Annotated in this window: 19 protein-coding genes; 6 read left to right on the top strand and 13 right to left on the bottom strand. The window is 41.5% G+C overall.

Annotated features, from left to right (window positions below):
- Positions 1-61 precede the first annotated feature (61 nt).
- Positions 62-3,013 (top strand): TonB-dependent receptor, encoded by a 2,952-nt coding sequence (locus HCZ11_RS12975; protein WP_130051747.1) that lies wholly within the window; start codon positions 62-64, stop codon positions 3,011-3,013.
- A gap of 96 nt (positions 3,014-3,109) precedes the next feature.
- Here HCZ11_RS12975 and HCZ11_RS12970 read toward each other — a convergent pair whose 3' ends face one another.
- Positions 3,110-3,436 carry a hypothetical protein gene (locus HCZ11_RS12970; protein ID WP_167658606.1) on the bottom strand — a complete coding sequence of 109 codons (327 nt, stop codon included), beginning with the start codon at positions 3,434-3,436 and terminating at the stop codon, positions 3,110-3,112.
- A gap of 281 nt (positions 3,437-3,717) precedes the next feature.
- Here HCZ11_RS12970 and dcd point away from each other — a divergent pair, with 281 nt between their 5' ends.
- Both dcd and HCZ11_RS12960 read left to right on the top strand, forming a co-directional pair.
- Positions 3,718-4,305, top strand: a complete 588-nt coding sequence (gene dcd / locus HCZ11_RS12965; RefSeq protein ID WP_130051745.1) for a dCTP deaminase — start codon at positions 3,718-3,720, stop codon at positions 4,303-4,305.
- Between the two features lie 133 nt (positions 4,306-4,438).
- Entirely contained in the window at positions 4,439-6,934 is a 2,496-nt protein-coding gene (locus HCZ11_RS12960) for an EAL domain-containing protein (RefSeq protein WP_167658605.1), read from the top strand.
- On the opposite strand, the gene HCZ11_RS12955 is transcribed toward HCZ11_RS12960, so the two are convergent.
- A complete protein-coding gene (locus tag HCZ11_RS12955) occupies positions 6,900-7,676 on the bottom strand; it encodes a CLCA_X family protein (protein WP_167658604.1) in 777 nt (258 codons plus the stop codon). The two genes, HCZ11_RS12960 and HCZ11_RS12955, sit on opposite strands and share 35 nt — an antisense overlap.
- Positions 7,676-8,275, bottom strand: a complete 600-nt coding sequence (locus HCZ11_RS12950; protein WP_167658603.1) for a tRNA-uridine aminocarboxypropyltransferase — start codon at positions 8,273-8,275, stop codon at positions 7,676-7,678. The genes HCZ11_RS12955 and HCZ11_RS12950 overlap by 1 nt, the downstream gene beginning before the upstream one ends.
- Positions 8,276-8,404: 129 nt before the next feature.
- On the opposite strand from HCZ11_RS12950, the gene HCZ11_RS12945 reads away from it, so the two are divergent.
- Positions 8,405-8,749, top strand: a complete 345-nt coding sequence (locus HCZ11_RS12945) for an Hpt domain-containing protein (protein WP_130051741.1) — start codon at positions 8,405-8,407, stop codon at positions 8,747-8,749.
- A gap of 93 nt (positions 8,750-8,842) precedes the next feature.
- Positions 8,843-10,060 carry a pyridoxal phosphate-dependent aminotransferase gene (locus HCZ11_RS12940; protein WP_130051740.1) on the top strand — a complete coding sequence of 406 codons (1,218 nt, stop codon included), beginning with the start codon at positions 8,843-8,845 and terminating at the stop codon, positions 10,058-10,060.
- Between the two features lie 25 nt (positions 10,061-10,085).
- Here the strand turns inward: HCZ11_RS12940 and HCZ11_RS12935 are convergent, their stop codons facing one another.
- From HCZ11_RS12935 to HCZ11_RS12920, 4 genes are read right to left on the bottom strand one after another with little or no spacing between them, the layout of a single operon-like run.
- On the bottom strand, positions 10,086-10,553 hold the full coding sequence (locus tag HCZ11_RS12935) for a glycine zipper 2TM domain-containing protein (RefSeq protein WP_130051739.1): 468 nt from the start codon (positions 10,551-10,553) through the stop codon (positions 10,086-10,088).
- A 12-nt stretch (positions 10,554-10,565) separates the two neighbouring features.
- Positions 10,566-11,177 (bottom strand): penicillin-binding protein activator LpoB, encoded by a 612-nt coding sequence (lpoB, locus tag HCZ11_RS12930; protein ID WP_054552953.1) that lies wholly within the window; start codon positions 11,175-11,177, stop codon positions 10,566-10,568.
- A 10-nt stretch (positions 11,178-11,187) separates the two neighbouring features.
- On the bottom strand, positions 11,188-11,613 hold the full coding sequence (locus HCZ11_RS12925) for a YcfL family protein (RefSeq protein ID WP_054552954.1): 426 nt from the start codon (positions 11,611-11,613) through the stop codon (positions 11,188-11,190).
- Positions 11,614-11,621: 8 nt separating this feature from the next.
- Positions 11,622-12,986: an adenine DNA methylase gene (locus HCZ11_RS12920; RefSeq protein WP_167658602.1), complete on the bottom strand. Its 1,365-nt coding sequence runs from the start codon at positions 12,984-12,986 to the stop codon at positions 11,622-11,624.
- Between the two features lie 136 nt (positions 12,987-13,122).
- On the opposite strand from HCZ11_RS12920, the gene HCZ11_RS12915 reads away from it, so the two are divergent.
- On the top strand, positions 13,123-13,992 hold the full coding sequence (locus HCZ11_RS12915; RefSeq protein WP_167658601.1) for a DMT family transporter: 870 nt from the start codon (positions 13,123-13,125) through the stop codon (positions 13,990-13,992).
- Here HCZ11_RS12915 and HCZ11_RS12910 read toward each other — a convergent pair.
- From HCZ11_RS12910 to pta, 6 genes are all read right to left on the bottom strand, one after another.
- Entirely contained in the window at positions 13,973-14,674 is a 702-nt protein-coding gene (locus tag HCZ11_RS12910) for a M15 family metallopeptidase (protein WP_167658600.1), read from the bottom strand. The two genes, HCZ11_RS12915 and HCZ11_RS12910, sit on opposite strands and share 20 nt — an antisense overlap.
- Positions 14,671-15,801: a succinyl-diaminopimelate desuccinylase gene (dapE, locus tag HCZ11_RS12905; RefSeq protein ID WP_167658599.1), complete on the bottom strand. Its 1,131-nt coding sequence runs from the start codon at positions 15,799-15,801 to the stop codon at positions 14,671-14,673. The genes HCZ11_RS12910 and dapE overlap by 4 nt, the downstream gene beginning before the upstream one ends.
- On the bottom strand, positions 15,801-16,145 hold the full coding sequence (locus HCZ11_RS12900) for an ArsC family reductase (RefSeq protein ID WP_130051734.1): 345 nt from the start codon (positions 16,143-16,145) through the stop codon (positions 15,801-15,803). Before HCZ11_RS12900 ends, dapE begins: the two co-directional genes overlap by 1 nt.
- A 5-nt stretch (positions 16,146-16,150) precedes the next feature.
- On the bottom strand, positions 16,151-16,594 hold the full coding sequence (locus HCZ11_RS12895) for a PTS glucose transporter subunit IIA (protein WP_233786733.1): 444 nt from the start codon (positions 16,592-16,594) through the stop codon (positions 16,151-16,153).
- A gap of 57 nt (positions 16,595-16,651) precedes the next feature.
- The gene (locus tag HCZ11_RS12890) at positions 16,652-17,044 is read right to left on the bottom strand and encodes an ACT domain-containing protein (RefSeq protein ID WP_130051732.1); all 393 of its coding nucleotides are present in this window, start codon (positions 17,042-17,044) and stop codon (positions 16,652-16,654) included.
- A gap of 210 nt (positions 17,045-17,254) precedes the next feature.
- Positions 17,255-19,411 (bottom strand): phosphate acetyltransferase, encoded by a 2,157-nt coding sequence (pta, locus tag HCZ11_RS12885; protein ID WP_130051731.1) that lies wholly within the window; start codon positions 19,409-19,411, stop codon positions 17,255-17,257.

Below are 19,411 nucleotides of genomic sequence, written 5' to 3'. Positions count from 1 at the left end.
TGATGGGTGCTGATTACAGCACCCAGTATCCATGACAACATATTGCAAAAGCAGGTAAATCATGAAAAGCACAAAATTTATTAAAACACCTCTTGCAGCGTCAGTTGCGATGATTTTAACCGCAGGGCTAGGCACTATGTCGGCTTATGCACAGGATGAGCAAGAGAAAGCTGATAACGATATTGAAGTTATCGAAATTAAAGGTATTCGTGGCAGTATGATCCGCGCCATGGATATGAAACGTGATGCAACAGGTGTTGTTGATGCGATTTCAGCAGAAGAGATGGGTAAATTCCCAGATACTAACTTAGCTGAATCATTACAGCGTATTACCGGTGTATCGGTGAGTCGTTCAAACGGCGAAGGTAGCGAAATTACGGTACGTGGTTTTGGCCCTGAGTTTAACCTAGTAATGCTTAATGGTCGCCAAATGCCAGGCACGGGTTATACGCGTTCATACGCCCTTGAGAATATTGCCGCTGATGGTGTAAGTGCACTTGAAGTAGCAAAATCAGGTCAAGCTGATGTACCAAGTGGTGGTCTAGGCGCTACTGTAAATATTATTACAACTCGCCCATTAAATAGCCCAGGCGAAAAGTTTAGCTCGTCTATTAAAGCTATTCATGACTCGTCAAATGAAAAAGGTGATGATGTAACGCCAGAATTTTCAGCGATGTACAGCAATACCTATGCTGATGATACATTTGGTTTTGCGGCATCTTTCTCACATCAAGAACGTGACTTTCAACAGCAAAGTGCCAATATTCAAGGTTGGCAAGCTAATGTTGATTTACCAACTCTTGATGAAGGAGAGTACATTGACCCGCGTCCATTAGATAGCGAAGGCAACCGTGTCGGTAATCATTTCTTCCCGAAAGACATGAACTACAGTATTGCTGATGTTGAACGTGAGCGTACTAATGGCCAAGTAACTTTACAGTACTCGCCAGTTGAAAGCTTTACTGCAACAGTTGATTACACAGCAAGCCGTGCTATTACTGGTGTGAATACCGTAGGTTGGGGTATCTGGAATGAGTTCGGTGGTAACATTAATGGCTATGAGCTTGATGAAAATGGTACTGCACTTTATGCCGATATCAGTGGAAACGACGGCTCATTTACTGCAAGCCGTGTTACTACAGAAGTTAAAGCGCGTTCAATCGGTTTAAACCTAGAGTGGCAAATTAACGATCAGTGGGAAGTTGAGTTCGATTATCATGATTCGAAAAACGAAACAGATAATGGTGCAGATGACGGTTTAGGCTCAGACGGTCAAATTATCCTTGGTTCTGACCAGTTAAAGAGCAAAGTATATGACTACCGCACAGGTGAAATTCCGCACGCATACGTTAACTGGAACAACGGCACAACAGTACTTGACCCAAGTGAAATTGATTCAAACTTCAGCCAGTTTAGTTATTCGCCAGGTGAGTCTAAGGTTGAGCAAGCCCAGCTTCATACAACTTGGTTTAATGAAAGCTTCGAAATTCCATTAGTTAAAGTAAAATTTGGGGCGGCAAATACCAAGCAAACCATGGGTGGTTTCACGGCCTGGAGTGGCTTAAGAGGCGGTCCGGGTTTTAATCCATCATTTACCGAAATTCTCCCTGACGGCATGTTCACTTATAACGAAACTGGTGACATGCTTGACCAGTTCGCTGGTGGTGGTAGTGCCCTTGAGCCAAATTACTATTACACCTATAGCTTTGAAGAGGCGTTAGCTCGTCAGCTTGCTTTTTTAAATGAAGATTTATTGGGTGATAATCAATATTCAATTGACCCATTCTTTGATGGTATCGACAGCGAAAGCTATGTAGAAGAGAAAACGCAAAGTTTTTATGTGAACAGCTTGTGGGAATTTGATGTAGCTAATTACTTCGTTCAGATTAACGCAGGTCTTCGTTATGAAGAAACGGATGTAACCAGTACGGTTCGCCAACGCGTTGAAAGCCAAGTGAACTGGGTGAGTGCATCTGAATGGATTATGCAGTACGAAACTGGTGGCACAGATAATTTTTATCAAGAAGAAGGTAATTACGATATCTGGTTACCTAATATCGATGTAAAAGTTGAGATCACAGACGAGCTTGTGGGGCGTGTTTCATGGGGTAAAACCATGGCCCGTGCACCGCTTGGTAACCTTGCTGGTGGCCGAAGCTTATCAGGTAGTCCTAAACCGGGTTCACGCACTGGTGGCCAAGGTAACACTAGTCTTTTACCTTTTGAATCAACTAACTTAGACTTATCGCTTGAATATTACTACGGCGAAGGTAGCTATGCATCGCTTGGCTACTTCAAAAAAGACGTTGATAACTTTATTCAAACACAAATTACTGAAACAACGATTGATGGTTTACATGACATCTTAAATGGTCCTCGTTACCAAGAGGCTGTAGCGTCAGTTGAAGCGCGCGGAGAGCAGGCTACGAGTGATGCTATTTTCAATGAAATGTTAGCGCTTGGTTATGGCAATGCGGATGGCGCTATTGAACCGACGAGCTCAGACCCCCTCATGGTATGGAACATTTCTCAGCCACAAAATACCGACAGCAAATCAGTCGATGGCTTTGAACTTGCTGTTCAACACTTATTTGGTGAAAGTGGCTTCGGTTTAGGTGTGAATGCCACATTTGTAGATGGTGATGTTGAATTTGATGTTGATAGTTTGACCCAACAAGCTCCGTTATCAGGTTTGAGCGATTCAGCTAACTTCCAAGCCTTTTATGATAAAGATGGCTTGTCAGTTAAAGTAACTTACGCATGGCGTGATTCGTACTTGATTGGTGTGGGTCAGTCACAAGGTTCATCTGATGCGCCGCCACAGTTTGGCGACACTTACGGTCAATGGGACTTAAGCGTTAACTATGACATTAACGAAAACATGACCGTTTTCTTTGAAGGTATAAATCTTAACAACGAAACTGAGCGTGGCTACGGTCGTTACGAAGAGCAATTCTTATTTGCTCGTCAATACGGACCTCGTTACACAATTGGTGCCCGTTATAGCTTTTAATATATGATCCCTGATAGAACCAAAGCCGCTCAATGAGCGGCTTTTATTTTTATTAAACTAATGGAGATAAGCTAATCGATTTAAAATAGCAGGGCTTTAAAAGAGTTTATTACGATAAAAAAAGTAACCAGAAAAATAGCAAAAAATAGCAATGCCAGGATTAATTAAAAAATTTGGCATAAACACAATATCGGTTTCACCAAAACAGTAGAAGTAAAAGGCAATACTGAGCAATGAAGGTAGCGGAAAAAAGAAAGTTTCGTTAGCAACTAAGCCAGCCACCGACCAGCTAGTTAATAGTAGTGAACCTACAAAAACGAGAAAGCCATACCATAAATCGTGCTTTTTAGCGTAATGTTTGGCGATTAAAATTGCGACAACGCATGCTGGCAATGTTACTACGGATAAAATAACGTAATCCATAACAACTTATCCTCATTCTCCCTGTAATCGGGGAATTAAAACAAACCTCAGCAGTTCAGATAAATCGGAAATAGCTGATGTTATTAGCTGAGATGGCTTATCTTATTTTGTTGAGAATTATTCGCGCAACACGCTGTTGATTTGTGTAATATATGTCACACTATATCCACCCCATTTGGCTTTACTAATACACACGCGACTTTTGCTGTGTTTAGTTTAAAGCTTAGCGTGTTTTTTCAGCTTAAAATCAGATGTTTAAGTTGTTTTAGGTAGAATAATTAATGAGATTATCAGACACCCATATTCAGCAGTATATTGACGAAGGCCGCATTGTTATTGAGCCAACACCGAGTAAAGAAATGATTTCAGGTGTGACTGTGGACTTACGTTTGGGCAATAAATTTCGAGTCTTTCAAGATCATACCGCAGCTTATGTTGACTTAAGTGGTCCAAAAGATCAGCTAAACAAGGCGATGGAATCAATCATGAGTGATGAAATTGTGCTTGCAGAAGAAGAAGCTTTCTTCCTTCATCCTGGCGAGTTAGCTTTGGCTATCACTTATGAAAAAGTGACTTTGCCCGCTGATATTGTTGGTTGGTTAGATGGACGTTCATCATTAGCTCGCTTAGGCTTAATGGTACACGTAACCGCTCATCGTATTGATCCAGGTTGGTCTGGAAATATTGTCTTAGAGTTTTATAACTCAGGCAAATTGCCGTTAGCACTTCGTCCGATGATGAAAATTGGTGCTATGAGCTTTGAAACCATGACAAGCCCTGCAGAAAATCCATATAACACCCGTAAAGACGCGAAATATAAAGATCAAAATTCGGCCGTAGCAAGTCGTATCAGTGATGATAATAAATAATCGTATATTATGTGGCTTGAGTGCCACATAATATTTTGTTGCCAAACTTTTTACCTAATTTAGTTAACTATAATTGGCAATTTAAGCTTATCACCCCCATACTTTTAGCTGGTGTTTAAAGCACGGAGCTAAAATGCACTTTATTGGCAAGCAAGTCAGTCGGATAATTACAAAGCTGCTCATATTATGGTGTTGTGTATTGCTACACAGCGGCATTGTTTCTGCTGCTAATGAAGATTTGCCTGTATGGTTGCTTAATTCAGAGCAGCCACTTGCCAAACTGAGCCAATCCCTCGAAGCATCGTTACAAAACGCAAAAAAATTAAATGCGTTAGAAACAAGCTCGATTCGCCTTGCAGCAAAAACATCTCATTGGCTGATCATCGATTTATATCAATTACCCAAGAACAAAAACTATGTTGTTTTTCTCGGCGAGCCAAACTTAACATGGGCTAAATTTTATCTTTTAGATGAAAATTTTCAGGCTACTAATAATCAGCGGCTTGCTTCACTAGAAAGCTTATCGAATGTTCGCCCTCATTGGTTGATTGAGCATGGCCAAGGGCATCGCTGGGCATTGGTTAATTTTGTGCATGATAGGGCGTTGACCATTGAGGTGGGAGTTGTTGCTGCAAAAGTATTTGAAGCCAACTTACACCAAACAATTTTAGGTTACGGTGCTATTTTAGGTGTACTCATTTTATGTATCTTAGTAAGCGCAATGTACTTCTTTGTATCGAAGCAACCAAAATATATGGTCTTAAGTGCTTACTTTGTACTGGTTTGTATTGGTTTCTTGATTGATAACGGCCTGATTAGCTACCTGGTTGACGGCTTAGATTGGGAAGCTAAATGGCCTGTTAATGAGCTTGCATTGTGCTTTGTTAGCTATTTTTTATATCACTTTTTAGCGATTCATACTTACACAGCTAAGTTTAAAAAAGCTTGGCAAACAATGATGGCTTGTTTGTTGATTGCGGCCTTGCTCTCATCAATATTGCCTCAATTTAATCGTCAGTGGCTATTTATAGTCAGCTGTTTGGGCTTTTTGGGCTTTGTTGCAGCAATCTTTTACAGTTTGATTAAGCGTATTAACAACCGTACTCATCTGCGTGTTTTTATGCTTTTAACCATCGTTATTCAAGTATTTAGTTTATTCATCTGGAATGGCTTTGGCATTGGTTATCATGACGTTCATAATACCATTTTGCTTATTACTTCATTGGCGATTTGTTCTGTGCTGTTGTTAAAAGATCGCCAACAAATTTCAGCATTTAGTTATTCGATGCTGCATGATGTAGATACTAGACTGCCAAATAAACAATTTTTGATCGCGCAAATTGTAAAAAAAGTATCGCAGAAACAACACTTTTCAGTTTTATTATTTAAGGCTCATGTACTTTCAAATGCACGTTCTACTTTTGGCTTTGAACAAGCCAATATTTGTATCAATGAAAGATTAAGTATTTTAAATAGTCAGCTGCAGAGTATGAATGCATTGAAACTCGAAATTCAAGCCAGCAGAAGTGCATGGCTCGCTCATGTTGATGACAGTACGTTTGGCTGTTTAGTAATGGGAGAGCTTGAGCTAAGTCACATAGAGCAGTTTGCATGTTTGATCCATGGCGTGTTTGAAGAAGGACTAACTCATGAAGAGATTAATTTAGTCGACAGTGTTGATATTGGTGTTGCGTATTACCCTATGCATGGCAATACTGCGAAGCAAATTTTTCAATGTGCTATACAAGCGATGTCGGAAAAGCGTTTACAAGGTGAGCGTTGGCGTATGTTCGACTCTGAAAGTGCGCGTCTTTCAGAGCAAAGGTTATCTATTGCTGCGGCTCTTAAAATTGCAATTGATGAAAACCAACTTAGCTTGCATTTTCAGCCGCAGATATGTCTGAAAACAGGCAAAGTAGTGGGTTGTGAAGCATTACTGCGTTGGCAGCATCCAGTATTTGGCGCAGTAAGCCCTGATGTGTTTATTCCGATAGCAGAGTCAGCAGGGGTGATCAATCAGTTGACTGAATGGGTTGTTGAAAGAGGTATTGAGTGGCAAGCGAAGTTTTGCAAACTGATACCCGATCACGTTATTTCCATTAACATATCAGCAAAAGATCTATTAAATAAAGACTTACCGGTGCTTTTAATCACCATTTTAAATGAGCAAAAAGTATCGGCTGACTCAGTGATGTTAGAGCTTACAGAATCAGCAACTTTGGAAGAAAGTAAAAAGATTAAAGCAACACTGGATGACTACCGTTTAATCGGATTAAAGCTCGCGATTGATGATTTTGGTACAGGTTATTCTTCACTTGCTTATTTAAGTCAGCTTGGCTTTGATGAAGTAAAAATAGATAAGCAGTTTGTATTGAATTTGCCGTTTTCGGTTAATGATCAAAGTATCTGTAGGGCAACCTGTGATATAGCCACTACTTTAGGGGCGCATGTTGTAGCTGAGGGTATCGAAGATGAGCAAAGTCTGGCTATGTTGCAAAGTTATGGCTGCCAGTTTGGGCAGGGGTACTATTTTTCAAAGCCGCTCTGTGCAGATGATTATTTAGATTGGATAAACGAGGTGCAGAAAGTTGAAATTAGTCTTGATGCAACAGCGAACCTAATTGATTAAAGTAATTAAGTAGCGCTGCAAAACAGCGCATGGTATGTTGCTCATCTGGGTAAATTAAGCCACTTGTTGATAAACCACTTACCAAAAAGCTATTTTTTATATCAGGGTGCCTGTCAATACACTGTTCAAAACAGCGGGCCGCGAGTTCTTCAGGCATACTCATATAAAGTTGCTTAACCTGCTGATCAAAAGCGATAGATTGCTTCACAAACTCATTTGGGTTCGCACCTGAGTTGTCTAAAAATACCTGATGATAAAACTCATTTAAGCGCTGATTAAGTGGATGACTTAAATCTGGTGACCGTTCGAGCCATAGCGCTGAGCAAAATTGCATACTCTTTCTATCGCTAAACAAATGCTGACAAATATGGTGGTCAAAAGCATGAAACCATTCATGGGCGAGTGCGCCACCACCGGCATTTTTAGCCAGAGCAAGGGTTTGACTATTGGCATTATAATGAGCCTGCACACCTTTTTGGCCGCCATGACCAAAGGCAAAATTAAGCTTCCCCCTAAGACCAATTGCCGTTGGTGGTAAAGTCAGTATTTGCGCAAGATCAGCTAAGGCATCGTAAATTAAATTTGCCGCTAATAAACGTTCTTGTTTGTTAACCCAATTGCCAACCACCATTGTACGAAAGCCAAATGTATCGCGAATATCGTCAAAATCGACCTGATCATCAAAGCGATAATCGGGTCCCTGACGATGAAAACCCGCACTAAGTCGTTTTGATACTCGCATTATAGATAGCGCGCCTTAACATTAGCTGGCATATGCTGAGTTTGCTTATCGACCAGCGCAGCTAATAATCTATATAGTGGCGTTACATCAATGCCTTCAATTAATTTAAGGCTATGAGCCACAGCTTCTAAAGTTGATAAACTATCTGCTCGTGGCGCTTTGCGAATGACGTATTTGTTTTGTGGTACCTGTTTAAAACTCACAGCCTCAAATGCGTGGAGGCTTGGGGTTAATTGCAGCATTTTGTAGGCTTTTTTCCATGTGCCATCAATCACGATTAAATGGGTCAAAGACTGTTTGAAAGCATCTGTAGTGGCAGTGTGCTCGTCTAAATTTAATGCGTCATCCGCAGGGTAGAGTACCGCTGTTGTTGCCTTTGGTAATGTTGCAAGCTGCAAAAAGTCCCGTTCTGACTCGCCTGCGATGATTTGGCAATTCTCTAAGCCTAAATTCAGTAAATTAGCGGTGTTTTTAGTAATTTTTTCCTCATTAGGGTGGCGTAATATAATGATTTTTAGTTTATTATTGATTATGCTTATTGAATCACATAAACAGGTTTTAACTGAAAAGCCACAATGTGAGCACAATTCTCTAGCCATACGAACTCAGGTGTAAATCAAAACTATGCCTAGTATACATGAGCTTAACTCGCAAAGCAGGTTTGCTTTTTAGCTATGAACGGCTAAAGTTGCGATTTATATAATTACGTTTTTGATTAAGGGATAAAGATGACGACAATCACAATCGATGAGAGTGCACTTGAAGGGATGGAATCACTTTTAGGTGACCAATTTGCCGACACCTTGACCTTTTGTTGTAGTGAATTTCAGCGTTTAGGCTCTGAGGTACTTGCAAATCTTGGTTCAGATAACGAAGCTGCAGCACGACATGCACACAGTTTAAAATCAAATGCAGCCCAATTTGGTGCTGCGAGCCTGTCTAAACTTGCGCAGTCAATCGAACAAGCACTTAATCAAAATGATCTAGCAACTGCAGAGCAAAACTCACAGAGTTTAGATGTTCAAGTATCAGGTTCTGTAGAAAAACTACAAGCTTGGTTTGCTAATCGCTAAAAACTTGAATTTATTTCAGTTATAACCGCAAAAATCCTCTGGCGTGGTGGCCCCGTACTAGGTTAGTCTTAAGGCTAATTAGTAGAGGTAACCATGTCACAAATCAAAAAGAGTCACAAACTAGACGGTGTCTGTTATGACATACGTGGGCCTGTGCTTGCACAAGCTCGAAAAATGGAAGATGAAGGGCAAAAAGTATTAAAGCTAAACATTGGCAACCCGGCTGCCTTTGGCTTTGATATGCCTGAAGATATGCACAAAGATATCATTCGTAACTTATATTCAGCCCAAGGCTACTGTGACTCTAAAGGCCTCTACTCAGCCCGTGTGGCTGTCTATCAACACTATCAGCAACGCGGTTTATTTAATCTTGATGTCGATAATATTTATATCGGCAATGGGGTCAGCGAATTAATTCAAATGACCACCCAAGCATTACTTGATAATGACGACGAAGTGCTTATTCCCGCACCGGATTATCCGCTGTGGACAGCATCGGTTAAATTAGCAGGGGGTAACCCTGTGCATTATCTATGTGATGAAGAACAAGATTGGTTCCCTGATATTGCTGATATAAAATCGAAGATCACTTCAAAGACCAAAGCACTGGTGCTTATTAACCCTAATAACCCCACCGGTGCGGTGTATAGTGATGATCTTTTGATGGAACTTATCAATATTGCTCGTGAACACAAGCTTTTGCTATTGAGCGATGAAATTTACGAGAAAATCTTGTACGACGGTGTCACACACAGCTCTATTGGTGCATTGTGTGATGATGTGCCAATCATCACTTTTAATGGCTTAGCCAAAACGTACCGCGCTGCGGGTTTGCGAATGGGTTGGATGGTGTTAAGCGGTCGTACTAGCATGATGGACGACTTAAGTCGTGGCCTAGATATGCTGGCGTCTATGCGATTATGTGCTAACGTACCTGCACAATACGCTATTCAGCAAGCGTTAGGTGGTGTGCAATCGATTGATAATCTTATTAACCCAGGTGGTCGGCTGTACGTTCAGCGAGATATTGCATGGCGTGGTTTAAATGCCATTGATGGTATTAGCTGTAAAAAGCCTAAAGGGGCGCTATATGCATTTGCGAAAGTGGATACAGCACACTTTAATATCAAAAATGATGAACGCATGATTTTAGATTTACTCAAAGCTGAGAAAATCTTATTAGTGCATGGTCGCGCATTTAATTGGCCTGATCCTGATCATTTCAGATTGGTGTTTTTACCAAACAAAGATGATTTAACAGAAGCCATGAGTAAGATGCAGCGATTCTTCGCTGATTATCGACAAAGCTAAAAAAAGCGAGCCGAGGCTCGCTTTTTTAATACGCTTTATCAACACGTACCGTGTTATCGGTGAGGTACACCAGGCGTACTTTATCACCTTGGTTAAACAGCATTTGGTTATCTTTGTCTTGCACAACCATGAACTGCTCGCCGCTTTCTACTTTGATCATCAATTCAACGAGCTGATATTGTATAACGCGACTGTTTTGTTGACGGTTGTGAGCAACAGAGCCACCAATCATCGAACCTAAAATGGTTGCTACAGTTCGGCCACTGCCGCCACCGAACTGGTTACCGATAACGCCGCCAATAAGCGCACCACCAAACGTTTCCCAGCCGTTTGTTTTATCTCTGACTAGCTCTTGTTCGGTAATGGTTCGTACGGATTGTACAGAGCCAAACAACACCTGTTGTACTGGTACTGCTTTGTTACGCTGATAATCAGCATAACTAGGCGAGCTCAGTAATAAACAGCTTGCTAGGATAGTAATTAGGTATTTCATATACCCTCCTGGCTACCAGCCAAAAGTTGATTTCTCACGAGTTTTACGGATTTCAGTTTCATCAGCCCATTCAACTAGACCGCTTTTTAAATCCATTAAACGCATTGTGAATTTGTAATAAACATCAGCCTTGTCAGCATTTGATTTAACAATGCTCGATAAGTTGCCGTATAACATATATTGCGCACCAACTTGCTGGCCAAAAGCAATCGCTGTATTTGGGTCAACAAGTGGATCGACGTTTTGGAAATTAAGTTGCTCACGCACAGCTTCAACACGGGTCATATCAACAAAGCGGAACTTACCACTGCGTAATAACTGTGTTGAGATTGAATCAGTAATTGATTCAGTATCAATATGCTCGCTCGTTTTGTTTTTAATACGCTCAACAAACACGATAGGGCGAGTATTTGCTGTCATGGTGCCAACCACAGGTGAAGCAAGTAATGAGTCTGTCATCTGGCTTGCTACTTTTTGTAGATCCGTTGAGCCAAAATTTATATCAGTAGTTTCAACAGCTTGTGCATCACCATAGCTAACAACGGCTTTATTTGCACAACCAGACAGCAATAAAGCGCTTGTCATTGCAACGGCCGCAGCCGACTTAACAGAAAGTAATTTCATTGTAGTATCCTTAATCTTCAAATTCTTGTGCTTCTGTTGACACTTCACGCACTGCAAGCGAGAAGGTGACAGCATTTGCTGTCGGGGCTAGGCCCGGTAACTGGGTTTTAGCAAATCCAAATAAAGTGATAGGTTGCCAAGGCGAATGGTTGCCGCGAATAACAAAGCCATCAGCGTCATACCAAGTAAATTGATATTGTAAGTATTGAGACTTTTTATACTGGCTTGCCAGTGTCACAACAACATCAGTTAAGCCATTTGTTTGACGTGTTTTTACATCTGTAATGGCTAATTTCTTGCCAAGTTCAGGGTTATTAACAATCAGTTGTTGGTTATACTGTTGTGATGCCTGCTCAACACCAATGCCAGAAGTGGTAGGGCGTGAGGAGCAAGCCGCAACAAGTAAAATGGTTAATAGTGGCACTAAATATTTCATCATTGCTCCTAGAGTTGTACAACATGTGTGTCGTAGTAGTTATTTATAGAGGTTAGAAAAATCAAGGTTAACCTTTGCTTACTAACCGTAAAGTCTATTTCGCCATGCCCTGGCACGCTTAAAGCGTGCTGACCTGCTGGCATCGCGTGCTGAGCAATACTCAGTTGACTTGGTAAAGTCGACCAGCTTCGCGTATCAGCTTGCTCTGATGCAATGTTATAAATATTCGCTAAAATATTACCGACATCGCCGCCGCTTCTTGCCAATTCTGCACGCATCTTTTCTTTCGCAACCAAACGCATAACCTGGCGGGTTATTCTGCCAGCACTTTGATCTTTTAAAGTTTTTGCTGCCAGCGCTTCAAGCCTAACAATGGGTGTCAGCGGTAAGTTTTCGCCATCGAGACTCACTGTTTTATCACTGCCCGCATAAGGCGCATCGCGATAAACAGGCATGGCAATACTGTAAAAGCGTGCATCACCCCGGGAGGTATAAATGGGTAATCGTAAATGAAACTCTTGCCTTGCTGGTATTAACCCTTGCTCTGCAATTACAATTACTTGGCCTGTGTTTGCTTGAGTTTGCTTTAGCTTGCCAAAGCGTTTGCTAAATTCTTCAAAATCCTGATCAAACCCTTGCTTTTTGGCAAGGCGTAACACTGTTTGCTGTAAGTAGCTATTTTCGCTATTTATTTCGAGTGCTTTCTTATAGTCGATATAGGCATCATCAAACTGTTTATCTGCCTCATAAAGTAGACCAGACAAATAAAACGTAAAGGCATTTTGAAAGCCATTTTTGACATTACCAATTAGCTCAGCCATATCAGGGTAGCCTTCGGCTGCCTTTTCTGCTTGTTCATCAAGTACAGCTTGGTTGTCTTTTAATGCATCTTCTTGCACTTTATTAGCACGTCTAACTTCAACTAATGCAGATTCAAGTTGTTTATCAAATACATAGCTCAGTGCTTTGTAGCTATGCAGCATAGTCATTTCATAGGCTGCTGGCTCATAACCAATCACTGAATCATTGGTCAATAATGAGTTTGTTTGTTCAAGGCCTGCACTTAGCTGTACTTTGGCTGCTTGACGCTTTTTTTCCATATTTTGATAAACAGCTTCAAAGGTCTCATTGGCCTCGGAATTTTGTTTAGCCAAAAACTCAAGACGGGCCGTTTCAAGCTGATTCAATAAATAGTTACTATGGCCTCGGCTGTTACTCGGCAAAAGTTGCTGAGCACTTGCTATGTTATTTTGAGAAACAGCTTGGCGCACAGGTTTTAGCTGCGTCGCATAATCTTGGAATAGATCAGTAATACCTATGGTACTGCAACCAGATAACAGTAAAGCAGCTCCAATAAATAAACGTCGATGCACTGAACACTCCTTTTAAACAATGTACTCAGATTAGCATACGCGGCTTAACCTTCTATGATAAATTATGTAAAAAATCGTAAGTTAATAGACAACTTTCTGGTCTTCTGTTTTGTAACGTTAAAGGACACTGCATTTGTTGAGCACCATACTGTATACCTTGATTGCACTTAGTGCTTTTGCAGCTAATTCTTTGTTGTGTCGAATGGCATTACAAAGTGGTGATATTGATCCTTTGAGCTTTACTGCTATTCGCTTAGCAAGTGGGGCATTTATGTTGCTTGGCTTACTGTTATGGCAAGCAAAGTTAAGGCAATTAAAATCGCAAAGGGCTAAACCTTTATCCGATAAAGGTAACAATATCAGTGCCCTTAGTTTATTTGTTTACGCGCTGTGCTTTTCAGTTGCTTATGTTGATTTAAATACAGGTACAGGCGCACTTATCTTATTTTCTGCAGTGCAGTTAACCATGATAGGCCATAGTGTTTTAAATAAAGAGCCGCTCAGTAAAGTGCAGTGGGGGGCTTTATTTGTCGCTTTTGCGGGTTTTATTTACCTAATGCTGCCCTCAGCGACGGTGCCTTCTTTCATGCCAGCAATGCTCATGGCGTTAAGTGGTGTAGCGTGGGGTGTTTACAGTATTCGTGGAAAATCATGCAGCTCACCTTTGCAAGCAACCAGCTTTAATTTTCTAAGAAGTTTAATACTTGTGCCAATTTTAGTCTTTCTAGCCGTTGTCGATTGGCAGGGGATCACCGCAACAGGCGTTTATTTGGCGATAGCTTCAGGAGCTTTAGCATCAGGCCTTGGTTATAGCATTTGGTATATTGCACTACCAAGGCTTAAAAGTAGCCAAGCAGGTGTGGTACAGCTAACGGTTCCAGTGCTTGCTACGTTAGCTGGGGTGGTATTTTTAGATGAGCAATTAACAGCGCGTTTAATCACAGCCAGCGCCTTGATTCTTGGCGCTGTACTGGTGTTTTTAACGACTAAAAAGCGCAGCCTTTAGACTTTGGCGTATTAATATTTAACACGTAGCGTTCATACAGGGTGTTTAGTTCGGCTAGTATCGCTTGCTTGCCAATAAGTTCACTTTGTTCAATACATTGCTGTAATGTTTCAACTGACAAATATTGCATCATCTTATGCGATGCATTGATATGACTGATATGCCAAGGCTCAGGGGCAACCCCCCCTTTATATTCTTGGTAAGGGCGATAAAAACCATACTTTTCGAGGTTATCATCAAGCCATGCAGCAAGCTTTGCAAACGGCCCAGTGGCCGAATACTCATCTGGCGTTAATTGCAGCTGATAATCATCGTCAATAGGGCGGTTATCGTAGATGTCGAGGTCGGTGCCAAAGTGATGTCTGCTTGCCCCAGGTAGTGCGGAGTAAAGCATTATAGCGTGGCACTTTTCAATATCACTCAAGCTTTCTAAGTCTACCGTTTTTTGTGCAAGGGTATAAACCGGTCTAAGGCCCTGAAATTTTGCATTCCAAATAGCGCTTTGACGTTGAAAGTCACGAAAGCTTGAGGCAATTGTTAGATCAATACCCGCTTCTTTCGCACCTTGCTGAAGAGCTAAAAAATCATCGACAATATCACGATGCAAGCGATGGTGTTGTAGCTCAACTAAATGTGAGCTACATGACCCGGTGGCGCATTGTTTAAGCTCAGCTTGGTTCATGTAAGCAGTTGCTCTAAAATGATTTCGTAGATATCAGCAAGTTGAATTAAATCCTCTGTGCTAACACATTCGTTTACTTTATGAATGGTTTCATTACGCGGGCCAAGTTCAATGACTTTAGCACCTGTTTGTGCGATAAAACGACCATCCGATGTCCCACCAGTGGTTTCAAGCGCTGTTTCGCGTCCAGTCACCTGCTTAATAGCATGCACAGTTGCATCAACTAACGGGCCGTGGTCGGTTAAAAACGGCAGTCCATTTACAATCCAATTTAACTCATAATTCAGATTGTGTTTTTCAACAATATCAACGACTCGTTGTTGTAGCTGCTGGTGTGTAACTTTTGTGCTAAAGCGGAAGTTAAATTGAATCTCAAGTTCACCTGGGATCACATTTCCGGCACCGGTACCACCGTTAATATTCGAAACCTGAAAGCTCGTTGCAGGGAAAAATTCGTTACCTTGATCCCACTCGGTTTGACTTAGCTCAGTTAACGCAGGGGCGGCTAAGTGAATCGGATTTTGAGCAAGATGCGGATAAGCAACATGGCCTTGCACACCTTTAATGGTTAAAAAGCCAGTTAATGAGCCACGTCGACCATTTTTTACCACATCGCCAAGTTCATCCCGTGATGATGGCTCGCCGACTAAGCATAAATCAATCTTCTCACCACGCGCTTCAAGGGTATCGATAACACGGGTTGTGCCGTTGATGAACGGGCCTTCTTCATCTGAAGTAATTAAAAACGAAATAGATCCATTATGATCTGGGTGCTTAGCCACAAAACGCTCGGTGGCAACCACCATTGCAGCTAAAGAACCTTTCATATCGGCTGCACCGCGACCATGTAACATGCCGTCTTCTACTAGTGCCGAAAAGGGCGGGTGCTGCCAATTTTTCTCGGGACCAGTTGGTACAACATCGGTGTGACCCGCAAAACAAAAATGCGGTGACGCATCTCCCTTACGAGCCCAAGTATTTAAGGTATCAGTGAAAAACAGTGATTCTATATTAAACCCTAGCTTTTCCAAACGTTCGTTCATTAACGCTTGGCAACCGGCATCTTCAGGCGTTACTGATTCACGCTGGATAAGTGCTTGAGCAAGTTCAATAACAGGGTGAGTCATTAGGCAAAAATCTCATCGTATTGAGCTGCTTTAAAACCTAAGTAGTACTGGCCGTTATGCACGAGTACCGGACGCTTGATCATTGCAGGTTGCTCAACCAGTAATGCTAATGCTGATTCTTTATCTAGGTTTTGTTTTTGCTCATCAGATAATTGGCGGTAAGTTGTGCCGCGTTTATTAACTAAATCTTGCCAATCAATATGTGCTGCAAACTCATTAACTAGCTCAGCACTAATGCCGTCTTTACGGTAATCATGGAAAGTAAATTCTTGGTTGTTATCAGTTAAATATTTCTTGGCTTTTTTAATTGTATCGCAGTTGCTGATACCGTACATGATAGTCATAAATTCTACTTTTTAGTTACAGTGAGTAATGTGTCTACCCCAGCAATGACCTGAGATAGTGAATAATACAGAGGGCCAAGGTGTTGGCTATTGAGTACGCAAAGAGTACCGAGCATTGGGCTGCTCAGCTCGCGTAAATCAAAATAGGCTAACCGTTCACCCTGGCTAATTTTACTGCCATTTAATTTTGCAATATTGGTGTGATTAATATGTTCTTCAACCGATGAAAACGATAAGTTTAATAAAACTTTTAAACCGTTTTTTGCCTGTAAAATGTATTCTTTACCGGCATTTTTAACTTGTAATAGGGTGCCATCGAATGGTGCGATGATGTTGTGACTAGTTAATTCAACACTAATACTTGGTCCAAGTGTCGCAAAGCGGAAAAATGGCTCTGGGTGCTCGCTAATGCTTTTTACACGCCCAGTAAATGGGCTTTTAATAGCCATGCAGCGCGCTTTTCTGAGGCTGCGTTCGGGTAAGTATTGAACTTCGTTAGTCATGGCTTATTTAACATCACCTAGCACATGGTAACCGTCTTTTTTCAGGGCTGTAATTGCCTTGGCCATACTTTGCTTCTTCACCAGTACATAATCGGTATCGTAAGTTGATAAAGCAAAAATCGAAATCGACGCTTTTGCCAGTACTCCAGAAATATTTGCCATGATACCTGTTAGTGAAAAACCAAGAGGGCCAATCACCTCAAGTGCCAACCAATCCGTTTCTTGATCAAGACTGTCTAGCTCAAAACTACTTGGACACACTATAGACAACTCATCAGCGGTTTTAGCAATAAAGAAAATAGCTTGTTGAAGTAGGGTAGGATCAATCGTCGCATCGACATCTAAACTATGAATGGTAAGTTCTTCACTATGAAGTTGTAACGTTTGTTTTGACATCTGCGATCCTATCTTTGAAGCCTTTGAATTTATAGTATAGGTAAACAAAGTTAAGATAAAGCGCAATAATTTTGATTGCTGAGGAAATACTCAGCTCAGTCTTTAAATGTTGTCCACAGAATCTGTGGATAAATATGGGAATAGGTCAGTATAAAGAAGCTAATAGGCTAATTTATAAAGGTTTTATAAATTAGCCTAAATTTTGAAGGGTTAATTTTCTATGCTTTCGACTTGCTTAGCTTGAATCGCTGTAAGGGCAATGGTGTAAACAATATCGTCTACTAATGCACCACGACTTAAGTCATTTACCGGCTTGCGCATACCTTGAAGCATCGGGCCAATACTAATTAAATCAGCACTACGTTGTACTGCTTTGTAAGTTGTATTACCAGTATTCAAGTCTGGGAATACAAACACAGTTGCTTTACCTGCCACAGGGCTATCGGGTGCTTTCTTAATTGCTACATTTTCCATAATAGCTGCATCGTATTGAAGCGGGCCATCAATCACTAAGTCTGGGCGCTTTTGCTGGGCAAGCTTAGTGGCTTCACGGACTTTCTCTACATCAGCGCCTGAGCCTGACGTACCCGTGCTGTAGCTGATCATTGCAACGCGAGGTTCAATGCCAAATGCGGCAGCTGAATCAGCCGATTGAATAGCAATATCAGCTAATTGCTCAGCGGTAGGATCTGGATTGATAGCGCAGTCACCGTAAACAAGTACTTGATCAGGTAATAGCATAAAGAATACCGATGATACTAACGATGAACCCGGAGCTGTTTTAATCAATTGTAGCGGTGGGCGAATCGTGTTAGCTGTTGTGTTAACAGCACCTGACACCAAGCCGTCTACTTTACCTTGTTCAAGCATCATGGTGCCAAGTACTACGTTATCTAGTAATTGCTCTTGTGCGACCACTTCTGTTAAGCCTTTGTTTTTACGAATCTCTACCATAGGCGCCACGTAATCGTTGATTACATCAGCTGGCTCAATAATGGTTACGTTATCGTTAAGCTCAACACCTTGTTGTTCAGCAATACGTAAAATCTCTTCTTTATCGCCAAGAAGGATTGTTTTAGCAATACCACGTTGACCACAAATAGCAGCAGCTTTAATAGTACGTGGCTCATTACCTTCTGGTAAAACAACCGTTTTATTCGCTTGACGGGCTTTATCGGTTAGTAAGAAGCGAAATGCTGGAGGAGACATTTTACGAGTACGACCAACACTTTGTGCAAGGCTGTCTAACCAGTCTGAGTCAATATGGCTGGCGTTGTGATCTTTTACTTTATCGATGCGTTGATCATCATCACAAGGCACTTCCATATTGAAGTTATGCAGTAACAGTGAGGTACGCCATGTATCTTCTTCTGTTGCGATAATTGGTAAACCTGTATCCATCGCTTGTTCACATAATTTCATAATGCGATCTTCAGGTTTAAAACCACCAGTTAATAAAATTGCCCCAAGCTTGGTGCCATTCATGGCTGATAAACAAGCTGCAACTAATACATCAGAGCGATCGCCAGGAGTTACCAGCAATGCTCCAGGGGTAAAGTGGCTTAAGATATTCGACACTGTACGGGCACAGAAAGTGACGCGACGTAAACGGCGGTGAGCCATGTCACCTTCGTTAATTACTTCAGCTTTTAAGTATTCACATAAATCTCGTACACGCGGTGCTACTAGGTCAAAATCCCAAGGAATTGAGCCTAATAACTTAAATGGGTGCTTTCTGAAAATAGGCAGCGATGCTAAACGGTTTAATTCGTTCTCGAGTTGTTCAGGTTCATGGGCCTCAACAAGATCTGCACGTGCACGACCTTCGTCATCCAATGGCGCATTTACTTTATTGAAAATACAGCCTAACACGCGAGGGTGATTAACACCGCCATAGTTGCCAGAGGCGATTTCTAAACGGTCTTCAATTTGGTCATTGCTATCGTTACTAGGCGTTAAAACAAAAACAATATCAGCACCTAGCGTTTGCGCAATTTCACGGTTTACGCGTCCAGCATAAGGCTGACGACGTGTTGGCACCATACCTTCGATAATGGCGATTTCGTCTTCTTTAATGGTGCTTTCAAAGCGCTCTACGATTTCTTCTAGTAAGTCGTCGCCTTTACCATCACCAATCATTTGCTCTGCATAGCTCAAATCGAATGGTGTCGGTGGATTAATTGGCGAGCCATGGGTAACAATTTGCGTCGACTTTTCTGGGCCTGTATCGCCAGAGCGTGGCTGTGCAATGGGTTTGAAAAAGTTAACTTTAAGCGCTTTTTGCTCTAGCGCACGTACCAAACCAACAGAAACAGATGTTAAACCAACCCCAGTTGAAATAGGGATCAACATAATTCTACGTGCCAT

It is taken from the genome of Pseudoalteromonas sp. HF66, assembly GCF_011806445.1.
GTDB classification, from domain to species: domain Bacteria; phylum Pseudomonadota; class Gammaproteobacteria; order Enterobacterales; family Alteromonadaceae; genus Pseudoalteromonas; species Pseudoalteromonas apostichopi.
The sequence above is the reverse complement of the archived record's forward strand: the minus strand, read 5'-3'. Positions and strand labels throughout refer to the sequence as shown.